The organism is Streptomyces sp. NPDC051909 (genome assembly GCF_040681095.1).
Classification (GTDB): Bacteria; Actinomycetota; Actinomycetes; order Streptomycetales; family Streptomycetaceae; genus Streptomyces.
Genome location: NZ_JBFAYA010000002.1, coordinates 490,289 through 516,881, shown reverse-complemented (window position 1 = coordinate 516,881; position 26,593 = coordinate 490,289). Strand labels below are relative to the sequence as shown.

At 73.8% G+C, this 26,593-nt stretch carries 16 protein-coding genes; 9 read left to right on the top strand and 7 right to left on the bottom strand.

Going from position 1 to position 26,593, the window contains the following annotated elements; translation table 11 throughout:
- Nucleotides 1-7: 7 nt before the first annotated feature.
- The 4 genes from AB0M18_RS05285 to moeZ all read left to right on the top strand — a co-directional run bounded on the left by AB0M18_RS05285 (nt 8) and on the right by moeZ (nt 4,442).
- A complete protein-coding gene (locus AB0M18_RS05285; RefSeq protein WP_365755438.1) occupies nt 8-1,318 on the top strand; it encodes a hypothetical protein in 1,311 nt (436 codons plus the stop codon).
- Between the two features lie 164 nt (nt 1,319-1,482).
- On the top strand, nt 1,483-2,445 hold the full coding sequence (locus AB0M18_RS05280) for an NAD-dependent epimerase/dehydratase family protein (protein ID WP_365755437.1): 963 nt from the start codon (nt 1,483-1,485) through the stop codon (nt 2,443-2,445).
- Nucleotides 2,433-3,188 carry a spherulation-specific family 4 protein gene (locus AB0M18_RS05275; protein ID WP_365755436.1) on the top strand — a complete coding sequence of 252 codons (756 nt, stop codon included), beginning with the start codon at nt 2,433-2,435 and terminating at the stop codon, nt 3,186-3,188. Before AB0M18_RS05280 ends, AB0M18_RS05275 begins: the two co-directional genes overlap by 13 nt.
- A 75-nt stretch (nt 3,189-3,263) precedes the next feature.
- Nucleotides 3,264-4,442, top strand: coding sequence for an adenylyltransferase/sulfurtransferase MoeZ (gene moeZ, locus AB0M18_RS05270; RefSeq protein ID WP_265866628.1), 1,179 nt, complete (start codon nt 3,264-3,266; stop codon nt 4,440-4,442).
- A 61-nt stretch (nt 4,443-4,503) separates the two neighbouring features.
- Here moeZ and AB0M18_RS05265 read toward each other — a convergent pair whose 3' ends face one another.
- The 6 genes from AB0M18_RS05265 to AB0M18_RS05240 all read right to left on the bottom strand — a co-directional run bounded on the left by AB0M18_RS05265 (nt 4,504) and on the right by AB0M18_RS05240 (nt 14,405).
- A complete protein-coding gene (locus tag AB0M18_RS05265) occupies nt 4,504-6,081 on the bottom strand; it encodes an alpha/beta hydrolase (protein ID WP_365755435.1) in 1,578 nt (525 codons plus the stop codon).
- A gap of 86 nt (nt 6,082-6,167) precedes the next feature.
- Nucleotides 6,168-7,751: an alpha/beta hydrolase gene (locus tag AB0M18_RS05260; RefSeq protein WP_365755434.1), complete on the bottom strand. Its 1,584-nt coding sequence runs from the start codon at nt 7,749-7,751 to the stop codon at nt 6,168-6,170.
- Between the two features lie 76 nt (nt 7,752-7,827).
- A complete protein-coding gene (narI, locus tag AB0M18_RS05255; RefSeq protein WP_365755433.1) occupies nt 7,828-8,553 on the bottom strand; it encodes a respiratory nitrate reductase subunit gamma in 726 nt (241 codons plus the stop codon).
- Nucleotides 8,553-9,215, bottom strand: coding sequence for a nitrate reductase molybdenum cofactor assembly chaperone (gene narJ / locus AB0M18_RS05250; protein WP_365755432.1), 663 nt, complete (start codon nt 9,213-9,215; stop codon nt 8,553-8,555). Before narJ ends, narI begins: the two co-directional genes overlap by 1 nt.
- Nucleotides 9,212-10,735, bottom strand: a complete 1,524-nt coding sequence (gene narH / locus AB0M18_RS05245; RefSeq protein WP_365755431.1) for a nitrate reductase subunit beta — start codon at nt 10,733-10,735, stop codon at nt 9,212-9,214. The genes narJ and narH overlap by 4 nt, the downstream gene beginning before the upstream one ends.
- A 4-nt stretch (nt 10,736-10,739) precedes the next feature.
- On the bottom strand, nt 10,740-14,405 hold the full coding sequence (locus AB0M18_RS05240; protein WP_365755430.1) for a nitrate reductase subunit alpha: 3,666 nt from the start codon (nt 14,403-14,405) through the stop codon (nt 10,740-10,742).
- Nucleotides 14,406-14,539: 134 nt separating this feature from the next.
- On the opposite strand from AB0M18_RS05240, the gene AB0M18_RS05235 reads away from it, so the two are divergent.
- Nucleotides 14,540-15,301 carry a YwiC-like family protein gene (locus tag AB0M18_RS05235; RefSeq protein ID WP_365755429.1) on the top strand — a complete coding sequence of 254 codons (762 nt, stop codon included), beginning with the start codon at nt 14,540-14,542 and terminating at the stop codon, nt 15,299-15,301.
- A 60-nt stretch (nt 15,302-15,361) separates the two neighbouring features.
- On the opposite strand, the gene AB0M18_RS05230 is transcribed toward AB0M18_RS05235, so the two are convergent.
- The gene (locus tag AB0M18_RS05230) at nt 15,362-17,986 is read right to left on the bottom strand and encodes a lysylphosphatidylglycerol synthase transmembrane domain-containing protein (RefSeq protein WP_365755498.1); all 2,625 of its coding nucleotides are present in this window, start codon (nt 17,984-17,986) and stop codon (nt 15,362-15,364) included.
- Nucleotides 17,987-18,280: 294 nt separating this feature from the next.
- Here AB0M18_RS05230 and AB0M18_RS05225 point away from each other — a divergent pair, with 294 nt between their 5' ends.
- The 4 genes from AB0M18_RS05225 (at nt 18,281) to AB0M18_RS05210 (ending at nt 26,593) form a co-directional block, all read left to right on the top strand.
- On the top strand, nt 18,281-18,622 hold the full coding sequence (locus AB0M18_RS05225) for an MGMT family protein (protein ID WP_365755428.1): 342 nt from the start codon (nt 18,281-18,283) through the stop codon (nt 18,620-18,622).
- 203 nt (nt 18,623-18,825) lie between these two features.
- Nucleotides 18,826-22,182: an ATP-dependent DNA helicase gene (locus AB0M18_RS05220; RefSeq protein ID WP_365755427.1), complete on the top strand. Its 3,357-nt coding sequence runs from the start codon at nt 18,826-18,828 to the stop codon at nt 22,180-22,182.
- 57 nt (nt 22,183-22,239) lie between these two features.
- Nucleotides 22,240-23,085 carry a hypothetical protein gene (locus AB0M18_RS05215; RefSeq protein ID WP_365755426.1) on the top strand — a complete coding sequence of 282 codons (846 nt, stop codon included), beginning with the start codon at nt 22,240-22,242 and terminating at the stop codon, nt 23,083-23,085.
- Nucleotides 23,086-23,149: 64 nt separating this feature from the next.
- The gene (locus tag AB0M18_RS05210; RefSeq protein ID WP_365755425.1) at nt 23,150-26,593 is read left to right on the top strand and encodes a UvrD-helicase domain-containing protein; all 3,444 of its coding nucleotides are present in this window, start codon (nt 23,150-23,152) and stop codon (nt 26,591-26,593) included.

Sequence of the window (26,593 nt, the reverse complement as noted above, 5' to 3'; positions counted from 1 at the left end):
CACATCCATGCGCGGCCCCGCCGCACCCACCAGCCCCGGCCCCTGGGACTCCCGCTCCGAGGCGCTCCTCAGCGCCCCCGCGCTCACGGCGCCCGCGCTGCCGGCCGGCGGACTCGACCTGGCGGCCGCGCCGACCGCCCCCGCGGCGGTCACGGCCCCCGCCCCCGCCGTCGCGCCGAAGTCCGCCCCGGCCGCCCCTGCCGAAGCGATTCAGCAGACCGCGGTCCAGGCCGCCTCCGCGCGGCCCCGGCGCGGCCCCGCCGACCCCGTCAAGGCCCTGATGCACCGCCACCGCGAGCTGTGCGAACGGGCCGTGGACCCACTGGAGATCGCCGCCGGCCTGGAGGCGCACGGCGTCACCGACCGCACGGCCGCCCGCTTCCGCCACCGGGACGTCTTCTCGCTCGCCGAGGAGCTGTACGCCCGCGTCCCCCGCGGGGAGGCCACCGTGCCCCGTACCCCGTCCGACCGGGCCGCCGGACCCGGACCCGCGAGCTGGGCGCTCACGGTCTGCGCGCCCGGCGCCGTCGCGGGCCTCGCCACCCTCGGACTGGCCCTCGGCACCGGCGGGCTGCGGATCGCCGCGGGCGTCATCGGCGCCCTCGGCCTCTTCGCCGGACTCGTCGTCGCCGTGCGGCGCGGCCCGCTCCGCAGCTCTGCCGGCACCGCGACCGCCGCGCCGCTGTGGACCCTCGGTCTGCTCGCCTACGCGGCGGCGGGCGACGGACTGCTCGACCAGCTGCTGCGCGGCGGGCCCGACACCGGACCGGTCGTCACCACCGCCCTGGACGGCCCGGCCGCCGCCGGAGAGTGGGCGTTCGACACCGCGCCGCTGCTCGCCCTCGCCCTGTCCGTCGTCCCCGCCGCCTGGTGCGCCCACCTCTTCGCCGTACGGGCCCGCCACCGGCTCACCGCCAGCCGCGGCCTCGCCGACTTCGCGGCCGGCGCCCGCCCGCTGCTCCTCGGCACCGTCGCCCTCCACCTCGCGCTGCTCGCCGGACTGCTCGTCCTCACCGGCTTCCACCCCGGCGCCCTCGCGCTCGGCGCGCTGCTCCTGATCGCCCGGCTGCTCGCCGTCCACGGCTTCGCCGAGGCCGCCGGGCGCACCCTCGGGGCCGCCTGCGCCGCCGAAGCCCTCGCCCTCGCGAGCGTCCTCGCCGCCCGCCTCCCCGGCCTCGACCCGCTCGGCGCCCCGGTCCGCGCGCTCGTCACGTTCGGCGGCCCCGCCGCCCTGCCCGCCCTGGTCTGCGGCTGCGCCGCCCTCGCCCTGCTCACCCACGCCACCGAGGCCCTCTCCCGCGCCTCGGCCCACGCGTAGGCACCCACCCCCCACCTTGCCCCACCCCCACCCCCACACCCGAAACGCGCACCCGCGGAGCCGACGCCGCGGGCGTGCCCTCCACGCGACACCTCCCAAGGAGAAGAACGACACATGACACCCGGATCCCGCACCACGGCCGGTCGGCACGAGGGGGCCGCACGATGAGGGTGCTGCTGCTCGGAGCCAACGGATTCGTCGGACGGTTCGTCGCCGACCGGCTGCTCGCCGACCCGGCGGTGCACCTCACCGCCCTCGGGCGCGGCGACGACGCCGACGTACGGTTCGACCTCGCGACCGGCAGCCCCGGCGCGCTCACCCGGTTCCTCGACGCCGTCCATCCCGGAGTCGTCGTCAACTGCGCCGGCGCCACCCGCGGCGGCGCCCGCGACCTGACCCGGCACAACACCGTCGCCGTCGCCACCGTCTGCGAGGCGCTGCGCCGCAGCGGCTGCGGCGCCCGGCTCGTCCAGGTCGGCTGCGCCTCCGAGTACGGGCCCAGCCAGCCCGGCTCGTCGACCGCCGAGGACGCGGTGCCGCGGCCCGGCGGCCCGTACGGCGTGTCCAAGCTCGCCGCCACCGAACTCGTCCTCGGCTCCGGCCTCGACGCGGTCGTGCTGCGGGTGTTCTCGCCGGTCGGCCCCGGCACCCCGGCCGGCTCCCCGCTCGGGCGGCTCGCCGAGGCCATGCGCCGCGCCATCCAGGCCGGGGACGGCGAACTGAAGCTCAGCGGACTCGGCGTGCAGCGCGACTTCGTGGACGTCCGCGACGTGGCCAGGGCCGTGCACGCCGCCTCGCTGTCCGCGGCCCAGGGCGTGGTCAACATCGGTACCGGCCGTGCGGTCAAGCTCCGCGACGCCGCCGCCGTGCTCGCCCGGGTCGCCGGCTACGCCGGTCAGCTGCACGAGGTCGACGGGCCGCCGCAGCGCCCGGTGATCGGGGCCCCGCGCACCGAGGCGACCATCGCCGAGCAGCTGGCCGCCGCCCCCTACCCGTACCCCGACGGCTGCGGACCCTGGCAGCAGGCCGACGTCCGCACCGCCCGCGACCGGCTCGGCTGGCGTCCCCGGATCAATCTGGAGGAGTCGCTCGCCGACATCTGGATGGAGGCGGCATGTCGCATCTGACCGCCACCGGCACCGGGACGGACACGGGGACGGTCACCGGGATGGGAGTGGGCGTCCCCGGCTACGCCCACCCCCTCCTCGCGCCCGTCGAGTGGGCCGAGCTCACCCGCCCCGGCACCCCCGTGCACTGGGCCGTGCTCAATGTCGCCGAGGGGCCCGGCGAGCGGCCCGACCCGCACTGCCTCGAAGCGGCCGGCAGGCTGCGCAACGCCGGGGTCCGGGTGCTCGGGCATCTCGACCTGTGTCATGGATCACGTCCGTACGCCGAGCTGGTCTCCGACGCGCAGCGGTTCCTGGACTGGTACAAGGCGGACGGCTTCTATCTGGACCGGGCGCCCGCCGACCGGGCCGACCTGCCCGCCGTGCGGCGGGTCTCGGCGACCCTGGAGGCGCTGCGGGACGGCGAGGCGCACCTCGTCCTGGGGCACGGCACCCATCCGTATCCGGGCTATGCGGAGGCCGCCGACCAGCTGGTCACCTTCTCCGGGGCCTGGACGGACTACCGCTGGTCGCAGGTGGCGGAGTGGACCGCCGACCACCCGGCGGGGAAGTTCGTCCACCTCGTCCACGGAGTGCCCAGGACACACCTGGACGAAGCCCTGCGGATCGCCCGCTGGCAGGGGGCCGGCACGGTCTTCATGACCGACCGCCCGGGTGGGCCGGGACATACCGCCCCATTCCACTCGCTGCCCGGCTACTGGGACGAAATCGTCTCGCGTATCGGACGGGGTGTCTCGGAATGAGAAGGGGCGTGGCAGTGTTGTGCGGAGAACAAGCGTCTTACTGACATCCCGACCAGCTGTATTGATGAGGTCTCCGTGTCGCTGCCACCCCTGGTCGAGCCGGCTGCCGAGCTCACCGTAGACGAGGTCCGCAGGTACTCCCGCCACCTGATCATCCCGGATGTCGGGATGGACGGACAGAAGCGGCTGAAGAACGCCAAGGTGCTCGCCGTGGGCGCCGGCGGTCTCGGCTCCCCGGCGCTGATGTACCTGGCCGCGGCCGGTGTCGGCACGCTCGGCATCGTGGAGTTCGACGAGGTCGACGAGTCGAACCTGCAGCGCCAGATCATCCACAGCCAGGCCGACATCGGCCGGTCCAAGGCGGAGTCGGCGCGCGACAGCGTGCTCGGCATCAACCCGTACGTGAACGTGGTCCTTCACGAAGAGCGGCTGGAAGCCGAGAACGTGATGGAGATCTTCAGCCAGTACGACCTGATCGTCGACGGCACGGACAACTTCGCGACCCGCTACCTGGTCAACGACGCGTGCGTGCTGCTCAACAAGCCGTACGTGTGGGGCTCGATCTACCGCTTCGACGGCCAGGCCTCGGTCTTCTGGTCCGAGCACGGCCCGTGCTACCGCTGCCTCTACCCGGAGCCCCCGCCGCCGGGCATGGTCCCGTCCTGCGCCGAGGGCGGCGTCCTGGGCGTGCTGTGCGCGTCCATCGGCTCCATCCAGGTCAACGAGGCCATCAAGCTCCTCGCGGGCATCGGCGAGCCGCTGGTCGGCCGCCTGATGATCTACGACGCCCTGGAGATGCAGTACCGCCAGGTGAAGGTCCGCAAGGATCCCAACTGCGCGGTCTGCGGCGAGAACCCGACCGTCACCGAGCTCATCGACTACGAGGCCTTCTGCGGCGTCGTGTCCGAGGAGGCCCAGGAGGCGGCGCTCGGCTCCACGATCACTCCGAAGCAGCTCAAGGAGTGGATCGACGACGGCGAGAACATCGACATCATCGACGTCCGCGAGCCGAACGAGTACGAGATCGTCTCGATCCCCGGCGCCCGCCTGATCCCGAAGAACGAGTTCCTGATGGGCAACGCCCTCCAGGACCTCCCGCAGGACAAGAAGATCGTCCTGCATTGCAAGACGGGTGTCCGCAGTGCGGAAGTCCTCGCCGTGCTCAAGTCCGCGGGCTTCGCGGACGCGGTGCACGTCGGCGGCGGCGTCATCGGCTGGGTCAACCAGATCGAGCCGGAGAAGCCGATCTACTAGGCACAAGGCTGCGTGAGGGCCCCCGGACCTGCCTCAGGTCCGGGGGCCTCGTGCGTGTCCGTTACGAGCAGGTCTTGCCGTACGCCGGGATCTCGGCCCGCAGCAGATACGCGTCGATCGTCTTCGTGGCGCAGGCCGCCGAGCCGTACGCGCCGTGGCCCTCGCCCTTGTTGGTGACGAGCACGCCCACGCCCGGGCCGAGCGCCTTCGCCATCCGCTCCGCGCCCTCGTACGGGGTGGCCGGGTCGCCCGTGGTGCCGACGACCAGGATCGGGGCGGCGCCCGGGGCGCTCGCCGCGGGGGTCGTGGACTCACCCTCGACCGGCCAGTCCGCGCACCAGCCGGCCGTGTCCCAGGCGAGGGCGGCGCCGAACACGGGGGAGAGGCGGCGGAACTCCGGGAGCAGCGCCCGGGCCTCGTCGAGGGTGGGCCGCTGGGCGGAGTCGGCGCAGGAGATCGCCCGCTGGGAGTGCGACTGCGTCGAGTAGTGGCCGGTGGCGTCCCGGTCGTTGTACCAGTCGGCCAGCGAGAGGAGTTCGGCGCCGGAGCCGTTCTCCGCCTTGGTGAGCGCCGAGGTCAGCAGCGGCCAGTTCTGCTGCGCGTAGAGCGGCATGACCACGCCCATGAGGGCGAGCGAGTCGTTGAGCTCGCGGTCGCCGACCGTGAGGGGCTTCCTGTCGAGCCTCTCCAGGAGCCGGACGATCCGCCGGGTGCCCTCCTTCGGGTCCTGGCCGGTGGAGGTCAGATAGTTGTCGAGGGCCCGCTGGAAGCCGATGGTCTGGTTGCGGGCGTGGCCGACGGAGTCGGCGGTCGGGTCGACCACCGCGTCGAGCACCATCCGGCCGACGTTCTCGGGGAAGAGGTGGGCGTAGGCGGCGCCGAGCTGGGTTCCGTACGAGATGCCGAAGTAGTTCAGCTTCGGGTCGCCGAGGACCTGCCGGATGAGGTCCATGTCGCGGGCGGTGTTGCTGGTCGTGGTGTACGGCAGGACGGTGCCGGAGCGGCGCTCGCAGCCCTGGCCGAAGGAGACGGCGTCGGCGCGGAGGGTCTTCTCCTCGGCCGCCGTCTCGGGCGTGAAGTCGACGGTCCGCTCGGCCTTCGCCTGCTCCTCGTCGTCCCGGCACACCACCCCGGAGCTGCGCTGCACGCCCCGCGGGTCGAAGGAGACCAGGTCGTAGCGGGTGCCGAGGGCCGTGTACTCGGCGGCGCCGCGCGGCAGGATGTCCACGCCCGAGCCGCCGGGGCCGCCGAAGTTGAAGAGCAGCGAGCCGATCCGGGCGTCCTTGGCGCCGGCCTCCTTGCGGATCAGCGCGATCGGGATGGTCGGCCCGTCCGGCTTCGCGTAGTCGAGCGGCACCTTCACCGTGGCGCAGCGCCAGGCGGAGCCGGGGGCCTCGCCGCCCTCGGGGGCGGTGCAGCGGCGCCAGTCGGGCCGCTGCCCGGTGAGCGCGGCGGGCAGCGCGGGCCCGCCGGGCTTGCCGGTGGAGGAGGACGCGGAGGCGGAGGGCTTGGCGTCGCCGGGCGCCGGGGCGGAGCTCGGGGTGCCGCCGGGGCCGGTCCCGCCCGTGGTCGTACACCCCGTGGCGAGCGCTGCGGAGAGGGCGACGACGGCCCCCGTACGTATGAACGACGAGCGCACCGAGCGCCACCCCCTGATCCGAGCCGGACCGCCATCCTAGGCGGGGCGGCACGGTCGGTTACGGGCGGCCGGTCACGGGCGGAGGGTCACGGGCAGACGGTCCCGGAGGCGGGCACCTTGCCGTTCAGGAGGTACGCGTCGGTCGCGGTCTTCACGCACTTGTCGCCGCTGCTGTAGGCGCCGTGGCCCTGGCCCTTGTAGGTGAGTTCGACGCCGACGCCCTTGCCGAGGGCGTTCACCATGGCGCGCGCGCCCTCGTAGGGGGTGGCGGGGTCGCCGGTGTTGCCGATGACCAGGATCGGCGCGGAGCCGGGCGCGGAGACGTTCGGGTGGTCCCAGCTGCCGGGCACCGGCCACTGGCCGCAACCGGACAGCGCCCAGCCCATGAAGGCGCCGAAGACGGGGGAGACCTCGCGGAACTCGGGGACCCGTTCCTTGGCCTGGCCGAGGGTGTACCGCTCCTTGAAGTCCACGCAGTTGATGGCGGCGTTGGCCGCCTGGATGTTGCTGTAACTGCCGTCCTGGCTGCGCCCGTTCATCGAGTCGGACAGCGCGAGCAGCAGGGCGCCGTTGCCGCCGTCGGCCTCGTCGAGGCCCTGTTCGAGATAGGGCCAGAACTCCTTGGAGTACAGGGCCTGCGCGATGCCGTTGGTGGCCTGGGTCTGGGTGAGCTTCCGGTCGCCGATGCCCGCGATGGGCTTGGCGTCGAGCTCGGCGAGCAGTTCGGTGATGAACGCCTCGATCTCGGCGACGCTGCCGCCCGGCAGCCGGCACTCGTCGGCCCGGTCCACGCAGTCCTGCGCGAAGTTGTCCAGGGCGAGCTGGAAGCCCTTCGTCTGCCCGAGCGCGCCGGCCTCCACGCCGGCCGTGGGGTCGACGACCGCGTCGAAGACCGCCCGGCCCACGTTCTCGGGGAACAGGTGGGCGTAGACGCCGCCGAGTTCGGTGCCGTAGGAGATGCCGAAGTAGTGCAGCCTGTCGTCGCCGAGGACCCGGCGCATCAGGTCCATGTCGCGGGCCGCGTTCTCGGTGCCGACGTACGGCAGCCGGTTGCCGGCGTTGTTCTCGCAGCCGTTCGCGTAGGTCTGCTGCGCCTCGGAGAGGGTCTTCTCCTCGGCGGCGTCGTCGGGGGTGAAGTCGAGGGCGTAGTAGGCGTCGAGCTCCTTGTCGCCCTCGCACTCGACGGGGACGCTGCGGCCGACCCCGCGCGGGTCGAAGGAGACCAGGTCGTAGCGGGAGCGCAGGCTCTCGAAGTCGGCGGCGAAGCCGGGCAGTCCGGTGACGCCGGAGCCGCCGGGGCCGCCGAAGTTGAAGACCAGGGAGCCGATCCGCCGGTCGGGCGCGGCGGCCCTGGCGCGGATCAGGGCCAGGTCGACGGTCTCGCCGTCCGGGTTCGCGTAGTCGAGCGGCGCCGTCATGAAGGAGCACTCCCACGGCGTGCCGCCGGGCAGCGGTGTGGGGGCCGGTCCGCCGCCCTCGGCCGGGGACGGCGGCAGGCACTCCGACCATTCGAGCTTCTGCGCCGCGAGTGCGTCGAGCCCGGTGGGGCCGCTGGTCTCGGGGGCCGCCTGCCCTCCGTCGTCGGAGCACCCGGTGGTCGCGGTGAGCAGGGCGGTCGCGGTCAGCAGGGCGGCGCGCCGGGCGGTGCGCTGGGCGGCGGAGATCGGCATGATCCCATCGTGGGGCGCCCGCCCGGGGCCCGCGCGGGAGGTGGGCCATGCGGGTGGCCCACCCGGCCTCCCGGTCCTAGGACACCCGCTCCCAGCCGCGCTTCGGCTCGCGGGCGGCGAGCCGGCCGGGGCGGCGGCGCCGGTAGACCACGAAGGGCCGGAAGAGATACCGCACCGGCGCGGCGAACATGTGTACGAGTCGGGAGTAGGGGATCAGTGCGAAGAGCGCGAGGCCGAACAGCACGTGCAGCTTGAACACCAGCGGGGCGCCCGCCATCAGCCCCCAGTCCGGGCTGAGCGCGAACAGCGACCGGAACCAGACCGAGACGCCCTCCCGGTAGTTGTAGTCGTCCGTCTGACCGGTCGAGTTGAGCACCGTGGCGAGCAGCCCGAGCGCCATCGCGCCGAGCAGCACCGTGTACATCAGGTGGTCGCTCCTGAGCGTCGCCTTCCGTACCGCCGGCACCGTGAAGCGCCGGTACACCAGGATGCCGATGCCGACGGCCGCCGCAAGCCCGGCGACGGCGCCGGTGGACACCGCCATCAGGTGGTACGCGTGGTCGCTCAGCCCGACCGCGTCCGTCCACGCCATGGGCACGAGCAGCCCGACCACGTGCCCGAGCACCACGAAGGCCATGCCGAAGTGGAACAGCGGCGAGCCGATCCGCAGCAGCCGCGACTCGTGCAGCTGCGAGGAGTGGGTGGTGATCCCGAAGCGGTCGTGCCGGCCGCGCCAGATCGTGCCCGCCACGAGCAGGACGACGGAGACATAGGGCAGCACGCCCCAGAGCAGCAGATCCATCAGGACCGGGTCCTTTCTTCCTGGCGCGTCGGCGCGGCCTGGCGCTTCGTCGTCCACGGCAGCTCCACCCCGGGACCGAAGGGTTCGAAGTCCCCGAGACCGACCAGCTCGCGCGGCGGCCCGGAGCGGGCCAGCGCCTTCGCCTCCTCCTTGGTGGCGGGCGAGGGGCCGGGCAGCGTCGCGCAGACCGCCTCCACGACCTGGGTGTACGGGGTGTCCGCGACCGTCAGCGCGAGCCGCAGCAGCTCAAGACCGGCCCGGTGCTCCTCAAGCAGCGCGGTGCCGGACTCCTCGTGCCGGGCGGCGAACTCCAGGGCGACGGGCAGGAAGTCCGGCAGCTCCTCGCTGTCGAACTCCAGGCCCCGCTCCCGGTAGATCCGCTTGATCCGCACGAGGGAGAGCCCGCGCCGCCGTGTGTCGCCGTCCGTCCACCAGGTCAGATACAGACAGCGCCGGTTCCTGGTGTCGAAGGTGTCGGTGTAGTGCGCGGCGAGCTCCAGCGGGTCGGTGCGCTCCACATGGTCGAGGAAGGCCGCGAGCCCGGCTCCGCCCCGTACCCCCTCCACAGCGCCCCGGAGCAGCGGGAGGTCTTCGTACAGGCGCTCGTCCGGGTAGGTCAGGCAGCGCGCCGCCACCAGCCGGATCACGGCGTCGGGGTTCACGGGTTCCTCCTCGTACGGCTGAGGTTGAGCAGCACGCGTCCGCCCCCGGCCTGGTCGGCGACCGGGCAGCCGGCGTCCAGCGGGTGGGAGTCCGCGAGCGCGTCCGCGTCGGCGCGGGCTGCCGTCGGGATCACGTACCGGTCCTCGTACTTGGCGATGGCGAGCAGCCGGAACATGTCCTCCATCTCCTCGCCGGTCAGTCCGACCGCCTTCGCGATCGTGTCGTCCTTCGCCTCGCCGAGGTTGACCGCCCGCATGTAGGAGCGCATGGCCGCCATCCGGCGCAGCACCGCCTCCACCGGGTAGGTGTCCCCGGCGGTGAGCAGCTCGGCCAGGTACTCGACGGGGATGCGCAGCGCGTCGATCGCGCCGAAGAGGTTGCCCGCGTCCTCGCCGTCGCTGCCGGTCGCGGCGACCGCGTCGACGACCGGGGAGAGCGGCGGCACGTACCAGACCATCGGCATCGTGCGGTACTCCGGGTGCAGCGGCAGGGCGACCTGGTAGGTCGCGATCAGGTCGTACACGGGGGAGCGGCGGGCCGCGTCCAGCCACTCCTCGGTGATCCCGGACGCCTTCGCCGCGGCGGCGACCGCCGGGTCGTTCGGGTCGAGGAAGCATTCCAGCTGGGCCGGGTAGAGGTCGTGTTCGTCCTCCACGGCCGCCGCCTCGGCGACCTTGTCGGCGTCGTACAGCATCACGCCCAGATAGCGCATCCGGCCCACGCAGGTCTCGGAGCAGATGGTCGGCAGGCCGACCTCGACGCGCGGGAAGCAGAAGGTGCACTTCTCGGCCTTGCCGGTCGCGTGGTTGAAGTAGACCTTCTTGTACGGGCAGCCGGTCACGCACATCCGCCAGCCCCGGCACTGGTCCTGGTTCACCAGGACGATGCCGTCCTCCTCGCGCTTGTACATCGCGCCGGACGGGCAGGACGAGACGCACGCCGGGTTGAGGCAGTGCTCGCAGATCCGCGGCAGGTAGAAGAGGAAGCTCTGCTCGAACTCGAAGCGGATCTTCTCGCCGACCTGCGCCCGGACCTTCTCGACCAGCGGGTCCTTCGGCCCGTGCTCGGGCGCCCCGCCCAGGTTGTCGTCCCAGTTCGGTCCCCACTCGACCTTGTCGAGCGGCTCACCGGTGAGCTGGGAGACGGGGCGGGCGACGGGCAGGTCGTCGCCCGCCGGCGCCTCGGTGAGGTTCTTGTACTCGTACGTCCACGGCTGGTAGTAGTCGTCGAGCTCCGGCAGCTCCGGGTTGGCGAAGATCTGCCCGAGCCGCTTGAGGCGTCCGCCGGCCCGCAGCCGCAGCCTCCCCGAGCGCGTCCGCTCCCAGCCGCCCTTCCACCGCTCCTGGTCCTCCCAGCGCCGCGGATACCCCTGCCCGGGCAGGGTCTCGACGTTGTTGAACCAGACGTACTCGGTGCCCTGCCGGTTGGTCCACGCCTGCTTGCAGGTGACCGAACAGGTGTGGCAGCCGATGCACTTGTCGAGGTTCATGACCATGGCGACCTGTGCCATCACGCGCATGGGATCAGTACTCCACCTTCTGGTCGCGGCGGCGGATCACCGTCACCTCGTCGCGCTGGTTGCCGGTCGGGCCCAGGTAGTTGAAGGCCCAGGTGAGCTGGGCGTAACCGCCGACGAGATGGGTGGGCTTGAGCATCACCCTGGTCAGCGAGTTGTGGATGCCGCCCCGGCGGCCGGTCTTCTCCGTCTTCGGAACGCCGACCGTGCGCTCCTGCGCGTGGTTCATGTAGACCGTGCCCGGCGGCATCTTGTGGGAGACGATCGCGCGGGCGGTCACCACGCCGTTGCGGTTCACGGCCTCGATCCAGTCGTTGTCCCTGACCCCGATCGCGTCCGCGTCCTGCGGGGACATCCAGATCGTCTGCCCGCCCCGGCCGAGCGTCATCATGTACAGGTTGTCCTGGTACTGGGAGTGGATCGCCCACTTGTTGTGCGGGGTCAGATACCGGACCGCGACCTCGCGCCCGTCCCGCCCGTCCCGCCTGGACCCCAACTCCGGCTCCCCGTACAGCCGGTGCATGTCCAGCGGCGGCTTGTAGACGGGCAGTGCCTCGCCGACCTCGTGGATCCAGTCGTGGTCGAGGAAGAAGTGCTGGCGCCCGGTGAGGGTGTGCCAGGGCTTCAGCTGCTCGGTGTTGACGGTGAACGCGGTGTAGCGGCGCCCGCCGGACTCGCTGCCCGACCACTCCGGCGAGGTGATGACGGGGACGGGCCTGGCCTGCGTGTCGGCGAAGGTGATCCGCTTGCCCTCGGCCTCCGCCGCCAGGTGCGCCATCTCCGTGCCGACCCGCTTCTGCAGCGTCTCGAAGCCCTGGGTGGCGAGCCGCCCGTTCGACGTGCCGGAGAGGGAGAGGATCGCCTCGCAGGCGCGCTGCGCCGTGTCGAGCCGCGGCCGGCCGTCGGCGACCCCGCCCCGTACCCGCCCGTTCCTCTCGCCGAGGTACGCGACCTCCTCGCCGACGTCGAAGGTGATCGCCTTCGTCGTCACGCCGAGGCTGTCCACGAGCGGGCCGAGCGCCGCGAACTTCTCGCCCACCGCTCCGTAGTCCCGCTCCACGACCGTCAGGTTGTACATGCTCTGCCCCGGCACCGGCGGGCACTCGCCCTTCGACCAGTCGAGCGCCACCCCGCCGGGCTGCGCCATCTCGCCGCCCGCCGTGTCGTGCTGGAGCGCCGTCGCCACCAGGTCCCTGCGCACCCCCAGATGCTCCTTGGCCAGCTCGCCGAAGCGGCGGGCGAGAGCGAGGAAGGCGTCGTAGTCGGAGCGGGCCTGCCAGGGCGGGTCGACGGCCGGGGTGAACGCGTGCAGGAAGGGGTGCATGTCGGTGGACGACAAGTCGTGCTTCTCGTACCAGGTGGCGGCCGGGAGCACGATGTCGCTCAGCAGCGTCGTGCTCGTCATCCGGAAGTCCATCGCGAGCAGCAGGTCCAGCTTCCCCTCGACGTCGGCGGCCGGTGTCCGCACGTCCTTCGGCGTGCACCGCGGGCCGTCGGAGGGGAGGTTGGAGTGGGTCCCGAGCAGATGCCGGAGGAAGTACTCGTTGCCCTTGGAGGACGAGCCGAGGAGGTTCGCCCGCCACACGTTGAGCACCCGCGGCCAGTTCTGCGGCGCGTCCGGGTCCTCTCCGGCGAAGCCGAGCGTGCCGTCCTTCAGCGCCCGTACGGTGTCGCCGACCGGGTCGGCCTGCGCGCCGAGGTCCAGCGGATTGCGGTCGAAGGTCGGGTACGAGGGCATCCAGCCCATCCTGGCCGCCGCCGCCAGACAGTCGGCGCCCGTCATCCCGGCGAACCGGCCCGCGCCGAGCGGCGAGGACAGCGCCTCGGCCGGCAGCGTGTCGTACCGCCACTGGTCGGTGTGCAGGTAGAACCAGCCCGCGCCGATCATGTGCCGGGGCGGGCGCCCCCAGTCGGAGGCGCTCGCCAGGGTCGCCCAGCCGGTCACCGGCCGGCACTTCTCCTGGCCCACGTAGTGGCCCCAGCCGCCGCCGTTGCGGCCCTGGCAGCCGGTCAGCGTCAGCAGCGCGAGGAAGGCGCGGTAGATCGTCTCCGAGTGGAACCAGTGGTTGGTGCCCGCGCCCATCAGGATCATGCAGCGGCCGTGCGAGCGCTCGGCGGTGTCCGCGAACTCCCGTGCCACCCGGGCCGCCTGGGCGGCGGGGACGGAGGTCAGCGTCTCCTGCCAGGCCGGGGTGCCGGGCTGCGACGCGTCCTCGTACGAGGCGGGCCACTCGCCCGGCAGACCCGCGCGCCCCACCCCGTACTGGGCGAGCAGCAGGTCGTACACGGTGGTGACCAGCGATCCCCCCTCGGCGAGCCGGCGCACGGGGACGCCGCGGCGGAGCACCGCGCCCTCCTCGTCGAAGCGGGGCAGCAGCACCTCCGCTGACTCGCCCTCCTCCAGGAGGGAGAGCCGCGGCCGTACGTCTCCGAGGTCCAGGTTCCAGTCGGGCTTGCCGTCCGTGCCCCAGCGGTGGCCGAGGGTGCCGTTCGGGACGACCGGCTCGCCGGTGGCGTCGTCGACGAGGACGGTCTTCCAGGCGGCGTTCTCGACGTCCTGCCCGAGATCGGCGGCGGTGACGAACTTCCCCGGGACCAGGCCCTTGTCGGTCTCCCGCAGGGTCACCAGGAACGGCAGGTCGGTGTAGGTGCGGACGTAGTCCAGGAAGAAGGGGGTCCGCCGCTCGACGAAGAACTCCTTCAGGACCACGTGCCCCATCGCGAGGGCGAGCGCCCCGTCCGTCCCCGGGTGCGGGTGCATCCACTCGTCGGCGAACTTGGTGTTGTCGGCGAAGTCGGGGGAGACCGTGACGACCTTCTGGCCCCGGTAGCGGGCCTCCGTCATCCAGTGCGCGTCCGGGGTCCGGGTCACCGGCACGTTCGAGCCCCACATCAGCAGATAGGCCGCGTCCCACCAGTCGCCCGACTCCGGTACGTCGGTCTGGTCGCCGAACACCTGAGGCGAGGCCACCGGCAGGTCCGCGTACCAGTCGTAGAACGACAGCATCGGCGCGCCGATGAGCGAGTGGAAGCGCGCGCCGGCCGCGTGCGAGGCCATCGACATGGCCGGGATCGGCGAGAAGCCCGCCACCCGGTCGGGGCCGTGTTCCCTGATCGTGTGGACGTGCGCGGCGGCGGCGATCTCCAGGGCCTCGTCCCAGCTCGCCCGCACCAGACCGCCCTTGCCGCGCGCCCGCTGATACGTGCGGCGGCGCTCCGGGTCGCGCTGGATGTCCGCCCAGGCGAGCACGGGGTCCTTCAGGCGCTTCCTCGCCTCCCGGTACATCGAGAGGAGGGTGCCCCGGACCATGGGGTGGCGGACCCGGGTGGGGGAGTAGCTGTACCAGGAGAAGGAGGCTCCGCGCGGGCAGCCGCGCGGCTCGTACTCCGGGCGGTCGGGGCCGACCGAGGGATAGTCGGTGGCCTGCGTCTCCCAGGTGATGATGCCGTCCTTGACGTACACCTTCCAGCGGCACGAACCCGTGCAGTTGACGCCGTGCGTCGAGTACACGACCTTGTCGTGGCTCCAGCGGTCCCGGTAGAAGGCCTCGGCCTCCCGCCCGCCGGTGCGGTGGACGGTGCGCAGGTCCTCGGAGACCTCGGCGCCGGAGGCGCGGGCGAAGAAACCGCCCGCCCGGAGGAGGGTCTCGGCGGGGTTGGGCCTCTGCTGCACGGCTGACTCCTTGACGGCGGCACGTCGCTGCGATCGGTGCGATCTGTGCTTCGAGGCTAGAACCGGCGTGCGGGCCGGGAAGGGGGCCGATGGTCCCTCCGGGGGGTGACCAAATCCCGTAGTTGTCCCGGCAGATGGTGTGTGACCGTGAGGGGGTGAGCGTTGCCGGACGATGGATCCCGAACCAGCACGGTGCGTGGGCGATGCTGACCGTGCCCTACGCGGCGGGCGTGCTGCTCGGCGACCCCGTGTGGGCCCAACTGCCCCTGTTCGCCGCCTGGCTGGGCGCGTACATCGCCGCCTACCACGCCCAGCAGTGGCTACGGCTCCGCCGGCTGTCCCGCAACCCTCGCGCGGCCGCCCGGCACGTCCGGCCCGCCGTCGTCCTCGGCGGCTGCACGGCCGTCCTCGGCGTGCCGCTCGCCGTCGTGCACCCGTGGCTGCTGCTCGCGGCCGCCGCGATGGTGCCGTTCCTCGCGGTCAACGCCTGGCACGCGCACGTGAACCGGGAACGCGCCCTGCTCAACGGCCTCGCCGCCGTCGTCCCCGCCTGCGGCATGCTCCTCGTCGCGCTCCGGCTCGGCGGCGGCACCCTCGCCGAGGGCCTCGCCCCGGCGCTCGCCTGCCTGCTCTACTTCGCCGGCACCGTGCCGTACGTGAAGACGATGATCCGCGAGCGGAATTCGGCCGCGTACCGGCGGGGGTCGGTCGCCTACCACGCGGCGGCGCTGCTCGCCGCCGCCCTCCTGAACCCCTGGCTGGCCCTGCCCTTCGCGGTCTACCTCGCCCGCGCGGCGGTCCTGCCCGGCCGGGGACCGAAGGTCCCGGTGGTGGGCGCGGTGGAGGTCGGCTGCTCGCTGCTGCTGCTCGGCTTCGTGGTGGGGGTGTACGGGTAGCCGGTACGAGGAGCCGGTGTCGCAGGTATCGCCGGTGCCCCGTGGCCTTCGACACACGCCCTAGAGCGCCTCCTGCTTGGTCAGCCAGTTGAAGCAGATCCAGCCCGGCAGCACCGGCAGCCACAGGGTCAGCAGACGGTAGAGGAGGACCGCGGGGGTGGCGACGTCGATCGGCAGGTTGCCCACCGCGACGAGACCGCCGATGAGCGCGCCCTCGACCGCGCCGACGCCGCCGGGCGTCGGCGCCGCCGAGCCGAGCGCGTTGCCCGCGAGGAAGACCACCGCCACGCCCGCGAAGCTGATCGACGCGCTCTCGCTCCCGAAGGCGCGGATCGACGCGTCCAGGCAGAAGACGAACGCACCGGTCAGCAGCAGCATCCCGCCGATGCCGGTGACCAGCTTCATCGGCCGCTGCAGCACGTCCAGCATGCGGGGCACCACGCCCGCGAAGAGCGAGCGCACCCGGGTCGAGACGAACTTCCGCATGAACGGGATCGCCGTCATCACCAGGACGAGCACCGCGACCGTCAGCAGACCCGCGATGACCGTCCTCGACGGCGTGAACGACTGCGACTTCTCGGTCCCCGTCAGATAGCCGAAGGCGAGCAGCAGCAGGATGTGCGCCCCGAGCCCGAAGAGCTGCGAGGCGCCCACGCTGGCCACCGCGAGCCCCGGGCGCACGCCCGCGCGCTGCAGGAAGCGGGTGTTCAGGGCGACGCCGCCGACCGCCGCCGGGGCGACGATCTTCACGAACGAACCGGCGACCTGCGCCACCACCGTCCGCCAGAACCCGACCCGCTCCGGCACGAAGCCGAGCAGGCTCATCGCCGCCGCCACATAGCTGATCGCGGAGAACAGCACCGCGGCCGCCACCCACCGCCAGTCCGCCTCGCTGATCGTCGACAGCGGGGTCCGGGCGATCTGCGAGAGCAGGAAGTACGCGCCGACCGCGCCCGCGAGCAGCGAGATCAGCGTCCGCGGCTTGATGCGCTCCAGACGGACCGGCTCCACCGGCGCCTGCGGCCGGATCAGCAGCACCTGCTGGCGGATCTGCGCGAGCAGATCCTCCTCGCGGGCCTCGTCGAGGGCCGAGTCGAGCGCCCGCTTCTCCGCCTTCTTGTCGGCCTGCTTCTCCGCCCGGGCCGCCTTCCGGTCGGTCTCCAGATTGGCCTGCGCCCGCGCCTCCGCCCGGGCCTGCTTGGCCGCCGCGGAGGCCGCGAGCACCGCCTCGCGCTCGCGCGCGGAACGCTCACGGGCCCGCCGGCGCAGCTCCCCGCGGGTCGACCGGCTCAGCGCGATCGGCTGGAGCAGCGGCAGACAGGCGGCGATCGCGTCCGGACCGAGCACCTCCACGGCCGCCGCGACCGCCCGTTCCGCCCCGACCCGCAGACCGAGGGTGGTGAGCAGCTGCGCGATGTCCATCCGCAGCACGATGTCGCCGGCCGCGATCTCGCCGCCGCGCAGATCGGTGAGGATCACCCTGCCGGAACGATCCACCAGAATCGCGTCCCCGGCGAGCCGGCGGTGCGCGATCCGGCGCGACTGGAGCGCCTTCACCTGGCGCCAGGCGCTGCGCACCAGCTCGTCGTTGATCTCGTCGTCGTCCAGCGAGTCCAGGGTCCGGCCGCCCAGGTGCTCGTACACGAGCATCACGGCGTCCGGTCCGAGCTCGGAGGTGGCGATCAGCTTCGGCGCGTTCGCGCCCGCCGCGATGGCCGCGTACGCGAGCAGCGCCTCCTGCTCCAGTGCCTGGCGCAGCGACACGATCGAGCGGCGGGTGGTGATGGCGCGCAGGGTGAGGCGGCGCCAGGCCCGGTAGAAGAAGCCGTGCGCCTGCTGCTCGCGGTCGACGACCGTGACGTCGAGCGGCGGCCCGTCCTCCAGGGTCACGATGTAGCGCCGGCCCCGGTCGCCGCTGTCGGCCGAGTCCGGCACGCCCTCGGCGCGCAGCGCGGTCACCGGCCGGAAGCCGACCCGGCGCAGGCCGGCGAGCAGGGTCTGCCCGGTCGGCCGGACGTTGGGCGAGCCGACCGCGTACAGCGTGCCGTACGCCACGGTCCAGCCGATCAGCACGGTGAGGATGATCGAGAAGGCGGTGGTGTAGCCGGCGACGAGCATGGTGAACGCGTCGAGCAGCAGCACCACCCACAGCACCACCCGCCAGCGCGGGCGCCGGGCCATGCCGACGGCGGTCATGTACGCGATGACGGGCGCGAGGTAGTTGTGCACCGGGTCGGTGAGCCCGCCGCCTGACTGCGGCTGGGTCAGCGCGTCCGCGATGGTGCCGGGCGCGGCCTTCGCCACCCACAGGTCCGTGGCGAGCGTCACGCCGTGCGCGAGGACGGCGGCGAGCACGCCGTCGGCGATGCGCAGCCCGTCACGCTTCACCAGGCGTTCGATGGCGAAGGCGACCGGGACGAGGAGGACGGCGATCGACGACACCAGACCGGCGATCTTGACGAAGACGTCGGGGGCGCCGCCGGCGCCCTTGTTGATGTCCTGCTCCAGGCCGGAGGTGGTGCCGTGGGCGAAGGCGGCGATGCCGAGGACCACGGCGATGGCCAGGACGCCGATCAGCAGCCGCATCAGGTCGGACGGCCGGTGCACCCGTGCGGCGAGCAGCGGCTCGTCGCCGGACACGCGCTCGGGAGCGCGCTCCGGTGGGCTGTCGTGCGCCATCACCATGTCCGTCTCTGCATGCCGTGTCGTGATCGGGCCTGTCGCGGGTGCCGTCGCGCGGTCGGCCGCGCGGTCGGTCGCGGATGCCGTCACGGGTTCCGTGGTCGGTTCGGTCATCGGGTCTGTCTTCGAGTCTGCCGCCGGGTCCGCCGTCGGGTCTGCCGTCGGGTCCGTCGGGTCTGTCGTGGTCGTTTGTTCTTGATCTCGTATCACCAGTCACCGCCCGGACGATGGTGGCACGAAGAGGGGCCGTTCGGAGGCATCAGGGGGTTGTCGGTGGGGTGAGGCAGGATGGTCCGAATGGAGACGCAGGAGCTGCCCGAGCTGCCCGACTATGCGGAACGGGTCCTTCAGGTCGCCGAGGAGATCCCGCCCGGCCGGGTGATGACCTATGGCGACGTCGCCGAGTGGCTGGGCGAGGGAGGCCCCCGGCAGGTAGGCCGGGCGATGGCGTTGTACGGAGGCTCCGTGCCGTGGTGGCGCGTGGTGCGGGCGGACGGGGTGCCGCTGCCGGGCCACGAGCGACGTGCGCTCGGTCACTACCGGGCGGAGGGCACACCGCTGCGGCAGCCGGCGGGCGGCGGCCCGCTGCGCCTGGACATGCGGCGGGCGAGGTGGGACGGCGCCCCGGTGCCCGAGTGAGGACACGCGGCGGCGGGGGTTTCGCGCCCGGAATCGCGTAACGTCGAGGGTCGCGCTCCTCATGCGAGCGCTCCCCGCACCGAACGACACACCGCGTGCGTACGAACCCGACAGACCCAGCAGCAGGACCGGCGACCCACGTGACTTCCTCCTCCACCCTTCGGCATACGCGGGGCCCCGGCGCGTACCGGCTGGTGCGGGCCATGCCGGCACCGGTACGGCCCCCTGTGCTTGACGCGGCACAGCGGGCGGTGGTTGAGCACACGGACGGAGCACTTCTGGTCCTGGCCGGACCCGGCACCGGCAAGACGACGACGCTGGTCGAGGCGGTCGCGGCGCGGGTGGAGGCGGGCGCGGACCCGGAACGCCTCCTCGTCCTCACCTTCAGCCGCAAGGCGGCCGTGGAACTCCGCGACCGGATGGCGGCCCGGCTGGGCGGGCGGCGCCCGCCGCAGGCCACCACCTTCCACTCGTACTGCTACGCGCTCGTCCGCGCCCACCAGGACGCCGACCTGTTCGCCGAGCCGCTGCGGCTGCTGTCAGGGCCCGAGCAGGACCTGGCGGTACGGGAACTCCTCGGCGGCCAGATCGACCTGGCGAAGCTCGGCCTCGGCCACGTCCGCTGGCCCGACGAACTGCGCGCCTGCCTCACCACACGCGGCTTCGCCGACGAGGTCCGCGCGGTCATCGCCCGCTCCCGCGAACTGGGCCTCGGCCCCGACGCCCTCGGCGCCTTCGCCCGGCGCGTCGGCCGCCCCGACTGGGGCGCGGCGGCCGGCTTCCTCGCCGAGTACCTCGACGTCATGGACCTCCAGGGCGTCCTGGACTACACCGAGCTGGTCCACCGGGCGGTGCTGCTCACGGAGTCCGCGGCGCCCGGCTCCCTCCCCTCGTACGACGCGGTCTTCGTCGACGAGTACCAGGACACCGACCCGGCGCAGGTCCGGCTGCTGCGCGGCCTCACCGCCGGCACCGCCGCCACGGTCGTCGCCTTCGGCGACCCCGACCAGTCCATCTACGCCTTCCGCGGCGCCGACGTGAACGGCATCCTCGACTTCCCCGCGGCCTTCGGCGCCGCCGTACGCGTCCTCGACACCTCCCGCCGCTCCGGCGCCGCCCTCCTCGCCGCCACCCGCCTCCTCACCCAGCGCATGCCGCTGCCCCGCCTCCCCGCCGACCGCGTCCGCGCCCACCGCGCCCTCGCCCCCGTCCGCGACGGCGGCCGTGCCGAGGTCCACACCTACCCCACCCCCTCCACCGAGACCGACAACATCGCCGACCTCCTCCGCCGCGCCCACCTCGAAGACGGCGTCCCCTGGCACGACATGGCCGTCCTCACCCGCTCCGCCACCCCCCTCCCGTCCCTCCGCCGCGCCCTGACCGCCGCCGGAGTCCCGGTGGAGACCGACGCCGCCGACACACCCCTGCGCCACGAACCGGCCGTCGCCCCGCTGCTCCTCGCACTGCGGGCGGCGGCGGGCGGAGCGGGGGAGGCGGACGCGGGCCCCGGCGTGTCGCCGGGCACGGGGCAGGACCCCGAGGCCCCTGCCGAGGGCGGCGCCGATGCGGGCCAGGGGCCCGAGGTCCCGGCTGGCGGCACCGGCTCCGATGCCCCCGGCGCCGGGGCGGGCACAGCCCCCGGGCCCGGAGGTCCGGACCCGGCCGCGCCCGCCGCGCCCGCGGCCTGGCTCGACACCGAGACCGCCGTCGCTCTGCTCGCCTCGCCGCTCGGCGGGATGGATCCCGCCGATCTGCGGCGGCTCGGGCGCGCGCTGCGCGACGAGGAGCGGGCCGGGGGGAACAAGGTGCCCGCGCCGTCGGACGTGTTGCTCGCGCGGGCGCTGGCCGAGCCGGAGCGGTTGGTCGCGCACGACCAGACGTACGCGCGCGGGGCCCGGCGGCTCGGGCTGCTGTTGCAGGCGGCGCGGAACAGGCTGGCCGCCGGAGGGACTGCGGAGGAGGCGTTGTGGCTGCTGTGGGACGGGACGCCGTGGCCCGGGCGGCTTGAGCGGGCGTCGCTGCGGGGCGGGCCCGCGGGGCGGAACGCGGACCGGGACCTGGACGCGGTGTGCGCGCTGTTCGAGACGGCGGCGCGGGCCGAGGACCGGGTCGGCGGGCGCGGCGCGCTGAACTTCCTGGAGGAGCTGGACGCGCAGGACATCGCCGCCGACACCCTCACCCGCCGCCACACCCGCCCCGACGCCGTGCGCCTGATGACCGCGCACCGCTCCAAGGGCCTGGAGTGGGGCCTCGTCGTCGTCGCCGGCCTCCAGGAGGGCCTGTGGCCCGACCTGCGGCGGCGCGGCTCGCTCCTGGAGGCGGACCGGATCGGCCGGGACGGACTCGCCGAGCCGCTCACCCCCGGCGCGCTGCTCGCCGAGGAGCGCCGGCTCTTCTACGTCGCCGCCACCCGCGCCCGCGACCGCCTCGTCGTCACCGCCGTCAAGGCCCCGGCCGAGGACGGCGACCAGCCCTCCCGCTTCCTCACCGAGCTCGGCGTCGAGCCGAAGGAGGTGACCGGCCGCCCCCGCTGCCCCCTCGCCGTCGCCGCGCTCGTCGCCGAGCTGCGGGCCACCACCGTCGACCCCGACGCCTCGCCCGAGCTGCGCGCCGCCGCCGCCGAACGCCTCGCGACCCTCGCCGCCCTCGCCGACGAGGACGGCCACCCGCTCGTCCCGGCCGCCCACCCGGACCGCTGGTGGGGCCTCGCCGAGCCGACCCGCAGCGAGGTGCCGCTGCGCGACCGGGACCGCCCCGTCGCCCTCTCCGGCTCCGCGCTCGACCAGCTCGCCAACACCTGCGCCCTGCAGTGGTTCCTGGGCCGCGAGGTCAAGGCGGACGCCCCCGCGACCACCGCCCAGGGCTTCGGCAACGTCGTGCACGTCCTCGCCGACGAGGTCGCCTCCGGCCGCACCCCCGCCGACCTCGACGTCCTCATGGCCCGCCTCGACTCCGTCTGGGACGCCCTCGCCTTCGACGCGCCGTGGAAGTCGGCGCAGGAGAAGCAGAACGCCCGGGTCGCCCTGGAGCGCTTCCTGCACTGGCACGTCATGGACCGGGGCGCGGGCCGCACCCCCGCCGCGACCGAGCACGACTTCGACGTGACCCTCGGCGCCGGCGCGTACCAGGTCCGCATCCGCGGCTCCATGGACCGCGTCGAGGCCGACGAGCACGGCCGCGCCTACGTCGTCGACTTCAAGACCGGCAAGTCCGCGCCCACCAAGGACGAGGTCGCCCACCACCCGCAGCTCGCCGTCTACCAGCTCGCCGTCCGCGAGGGCGCCGTCGACGAGGTCTTCGGCGGCCGCACCCCCGAACCCGGCGGCGCCGAACTCGTACACCTGCGCCAGGCCGCACCCAAGAAGGAGGGCGGCGACGCCCTGCCCAAGGTGCAGGCGCAGGAACCGCCGGACGGCGAGTGGATCGGCGACCTCCTCGCCGACGCCGCCGGCCGCGTCCTCGACGAGCGCTTCACCCCCACCGCCGGGCAGCACTGCACGACCTGCTCCTTCCGCGCCTCGTGCAGCGCCCGCCCGGAGGGCCGCCAGATCGTGGAGTAGCGGGCCCCCGCCCGCTCCGGCACCCTGGAATTTCGGGGAGTCCCGGAGGAGGCCCGCATGGCGTCCCAGACCACCAAGCTCCGCGCCGCCGCCGCCGTCGTGTGCACCGCGCTGATCGGCGCCGCACCCGTCGCCCTGGCACCCGCCGGCCACACCGCGTCCCCACCGGCGTCCCCACTCGCGTCCCCACCCGTCTCCGTACGGGCTCCGAGCCCCTCGCCCGACCCCTTCAAGGGCCTCACCGCCGACCAGATCGGCGACAAGGCCGTCGCCGCCACCCGGTCCGCGCACTCCCTGCGCATGACCGGCCGGGTCTCCTCCGGCGGACAGCCGCTGGTCGTGGACTTCTCCGTCAGCGACAAGAGCGAGTGCACCGGCGCGATCAGGCTCCAGGGCGGTACCGCCGAACTCCGCCGCACCGGTGGCGCCACGTACATGAAGGGCGACGAGGCCTTCTGGCGCGCCTCCATGACCTCCCAGGGCATGCCCCCCGCGCAGATCGACGCGACCATCGAGCTCCTCAAGGGCCGCTGGCTGAAGATCCCCCAGGGACAGCCCGGCACCGAGGACCTCGGCAGCGTCTGCGACCTGAAGTCGCTCCTCGCCGACCTCGGCAGGAACAAGGAACAGCGCACCGGCCTGGTCCGCGGCCCCGACGGCGAGGTGAAGGGCACCCCCGTCGCCACCCTGGTGAAGCGGAAGACCAGCGGCGACACCACGACCACCACCACCGTGTCCGTCTCCGAGCGCGGCAAGCCGTACATCCTGAAGATGGTGAAGACGGGCGGCACGGACCCCGGCAGCGTGGTCCTCTCCGACTACGACAAGCCCGTGAAGGTCGTCACCCCGCCGGCCGACCAGACCGTGGACCTCACCAAGCTGGACCAGGGCACCCCCGCCTGAGGCCCACCCCGGCCGTCCGGTCACCCGGTCCGGACTGTCGGTCCGTCCGGTTAGCCTCTTTCGGGTGACCGCACGCATCACCGACCCCGAGCAGCTCAAGGAGCTGCTCGGCATCCCGTTCACCCCGGAGCAGACGGCCTGCATCACCGCGCCGCCCGCCCCGCAGGTCATCGTGGCCGGAGCCGGTTCCGGCAAGACCACGGTGATGGCCGCCCGGGTGGTCTGGCTGGTCGGCACGGGCCAGGTCGCGCCCGAGCAGGTCCTCGGCCTCACCTTCACCAACAAGGCCGCCGGCGAGCTCGCCGAGCGCGTCCGCACCGCCCTCGTCCGGGCCGGGGTCACCGACCCCGACGTCATCGACCCCGACGAGCCGCCCGGCGAGCCCCTCATCTCCACGTACCACGCCTTCGCCGGCCGGCTCCTCACCGACCACGGCCTGCGCCTGGGCCTTGAGCCCACCTCCCGGCTGCTCGCCGACGCCACCCGCTACCAGCTCGCCGCACGCGTGCTGCGCGAGGCCCCCGGCCCGTACCCCGCGCTCACCCGTTCCTTCCCCACCCTGGTCGGCGACCTGCTCGCGCTCGACGCCGAGCTCGCCGAACACCTCGTACCACCCGAGCGCCTCCTCGGATACGACTCCGAGCTGCTCGCCGAACTCGCCGGCGCCAGGCTCACCAACGCCGACCTGCGCAGACTCCCCGAGACGGCGACCGCGCGGCGCGAGCTCCTCGACCTCGTCGTGCGCTACCGCGCCGCCAAGCGCTCCCGCGACCTGCTCGACTTCGGCGACCAGATCGCGCTGTCCGCCGAGCTCGCCACCACCCGGCCCGAGGTCGGCGCGATCCTCCGCGACGAGTTCCGGGTGGTGCTCCTCGACGAGTACCAGGACACCTCCGTCGCCCAGCGGCTGCTGCTCTCCGGCCTCTTCGGACAGGGCACGGGCCACGCCGTGACCGCCGTCGGCGACCCCTGCCAGGCCATCTACGGCTGGCGCGGCGCCTCCGTCGCCAACCTCGACGACTTCCCCGAGCACTTCCCCCACGAGGACGGCACCCCCGCCACCCGCTTCGCGCTCTCCGAGAACCGGCGCAGCGGCGGCCGCCTCCTCGACCTCGCCAACGGCCTCGCCGCGCCGCTGCGCGCCATGCACGCGGGCGTGGAGGCGCTGCGGCCCGCGCCCGGCGCCGAGCGGGACGGCAGCGTGCGGATCGCCCTGCTGCCCACCCACGCCGAGGAGCTCGACTGGATCGCCGACCGCCTCGCCCACCTCGTCCGCACCGGCACCGAACCCGGCGAGATCGCCGTCCTGTGCCGGACCGCCACCGACTTCCCCGCCATCCAGGCCGCCCTCGTCGCCCGCGACGTGCCGGTCGAGGTCGTCGGCCTGTCCGGGCTGCTGCACCTGCCCGAGGTCGCCGACCTGGTCGCGGTCTGCGAGGTCCTCCAGGACCCCGGCGCCAACGCCTCGCTCGTACGGCTCCTCACCGGCCCCCGCTGGCGGATCGGCCCCCGCGACCTGGCCCTGCTCGGCCGCCGCGCCCGGCTGCTCGTCCACCGGCCGGGAGCGGAGGCGGACGACGCCGACCAGCGGCTCGCCGCCGCCGTCGAGGGCGTCGACCCGGCCGAGGTGATCTCCCTCGCCGACGCGCTCGACTCCTTCCTCGACCAGGGAAGCACCGGCGGCGGCGAGGACGACGGACTGCCGTTCTCCGCCGAGGCCCGGGTCCGCTTCGCACGCCTCGCCGCCGAACTGCGCTCGCTGCGCACCTCGCTCGCCGACCCGCTGATGGACGTGCTGCACCGGGTGCTCGCCGCCACCGGCCTGGAGGTCGAGCTGTCGGCCTCCCCGCACGCCCTGGCCGCCCGCCGCCGCGAGACCCTCGGCAACTTCCTCGACATCGCGGCCGGTTTCGCCTCCCTCGACGGCGAGGCCACCCTGCTCGCCTTCCTCGGCTTCCTGCGCACGGCCGCGCAGTACGAGAAGGGCCTCGACAACGCGCTGCCCGGCGGCGAGAACACCGTCAAGGTGATGACCGCGCACAAGTCCAAGGGCCTGGAGTGGGACGTCGTCGCCGTGCCCGGCCTCGTCACCGGCCAGTTCCCGTCGGCCCGCGCCCGCGAGTCGTGGGCCGCCCAGCCGCAGGTCCTCCCGCACGCCCTGCGCGGCGACGCGGCCACCCTGCCCGCGCTCGACACCTGGGACGCCAAGGCGCTCACCGCCTTCAAGAACGCGATGCGCGACCACCAGCACACCGAGGAGCTGCGCCTCGGCTATGTGACCTTCACCCGCCCCCGCTCCCTGCTGCTCGGCTCCGCCCACTGGTGGGGCCCGGCGCAGAAGAAGCCCCGCGGCCCCTCCGACTTCCTGCTCGCGCTGTACGAGCACTGCGCCGCCGGCCACGGCGAGATCGACGCCTGGGCGGACCCGCCGGAGGAAGGCGCCGAGAACCCGGTCCTCGCGGCGGAACTGCGCGACCAGGCCTGGCCGCTGCCGCTGGACAAGGAGGGCATGGAGCGGCGGCGGGAGGCGGCGCGGCTGGTCCTCGACCGCCTGTGGGCCCGCGAAGTCCCCGCCCCTCCCCCCGACCCTGTCCCCGCCCCTGCCCCCGTTCGGGAGGAGCCGGACGACCTCTGGCTCCCGGAGGACCTGGAGGACCCTCCGTACGAACCGGAGTGGGACGAGCCCCATGTGCCCGCACCGCGCGAGGAGCCGAACCCCCTCACCCCGGAAGAGCAGCGCACCATCGCCTCCTGGGACCGAGACCTCACCGCCCTCACCGCCGAGCTGCGGCGCGCCCGCGCCACCACGCGGGACGTCCTGCTGCCCGCGTACCTCTCCGCCTCCCAGGTGCTTCGCCTCGCCGCCGATCCCGAGGGCTTCGCCAAGGAGCTGGCCCGGCCCATGCCGAAGCCGCCGCAGCCGGCCGCCCGGCGCGGCACCCGCTTCCACGCCTGGGTGGAGTCCCGCTTCGACGAGCTGCCGCTGCCGTTCCTCGGGCCGGACGAGCTGCCCGGCGGCGAGGAGTTCGCCGGCGAGCCGGAGATCCTGGACGAGCGGGACCTGGAGTCGCTCAAGGAGGCCTTCGACCGCACCCCGTACGCCCGCCGCACCCCGTACCGGGTCGAGGTCCCCGTCCACCTCACCCTCGGGGGCCGGGTGGTCCGCGGCAGGATCGACGCCGTGTACCGGGACCCGGACACCGGCGCGTACGAGATCGTCGACTGGAAGACCAGCCACCTGCGCAACGCCGACCCGCTCCAGCTGGCGATCTACCGCCTCGCCTGGGCCGAGCAGCACGGCCTCGACCCCGAGGAGGTGGCCGCCGCCTTCGTGTACGTACGGACCGGGGAGGTCGTACGGCCGCGGCGGCTGCCCGGCCGGGCCGAGCTGGAGACCGTACTGCTCGGCACCCCGGCCGGGGACGGGCTGGCCGGGGACGGGCTGGCTGGGGACGGGCCGGCCGGGGACGGGCTGGCCGGGGACGGAGCGGCTTCCGGCGCCGGATAG

Coding starts and splice junctions, on each gene's coding strand:
- AB0M18_RS05285 (WP_365755438.1), top strand. CDS start 8: ATGCGCGGCCCCGCCGCACCCACCAGCCCCGGCCCCTGGGACTCCCGC.
- AB0M18_RS05280 (WP_365755437.1), top strand. CDS start 1,483: ATGAGGGTGCTGCTGCTCGGAGCCAACGGATTCGTCGGACGGTTCGTC.
- AB0M18_RS05275 (WP_365755436.1), top strand. CDS start 2,433: ATGTCGCATCTGACCGCCACCGGCACCGGGACGGACACGGGGACGGTC.
- AB0M18_RS05260 (WP_365755434.1), bottom strand. CDS start 7,751: ATGCCGATCTCCGCCGCCCAGCGCACCGCCCGGCGCGCCGCCCTGCTG.
- narI (WP_365755433.1), bottom strand. CDS start 8,553: ATGGATCTGCTGCTCTGGGGCGTGCTGCCCTATGTCTCCGTCGTCCTG.
- narH (WP_365755431.1), bottom strand. CDS start 10,735: ATGCGCGTGATGGCACAGGTCGCCATGGTCATGAACCTCGACAAGTGC.
- AB0M18_RS05235 (WP_365755429.1), top strand. CDS start 14,540: ATGGTGTGTGACCGTGAGGGGGTGAGCGTTGCCGGACGATGGATCCCG.
- AB0M18_RS05230 (WP_365755498.1), bottom strand. CDS start 17,986: ATGGTGATGGCGCACGACAGCCCACCGGAGCGCGCTCCCGAGCGCGTG.
- AB0M18_RS05225 (WP_365755428.1), top strand. CDS start 18,281: ATGGAGACGCAGGAGCTGCCCGAGCTGCCCGACTATGCGGAACGGGTC.
- AB0M18_RS05220 (WP_365755427.1), top strand. CDS start 18,826: ATGCCGGCACCGGTACGGCCCCCTGTGCTTGACGCGGCACAGCGGGCG.
- AB0M18_RS05215 (WP_365755426.1), top strand. CDS start 22,240: ATGGCGTCCCAGACCACCAAGCTCCGCGCCGCCGCCGCCGTCGTGTGC.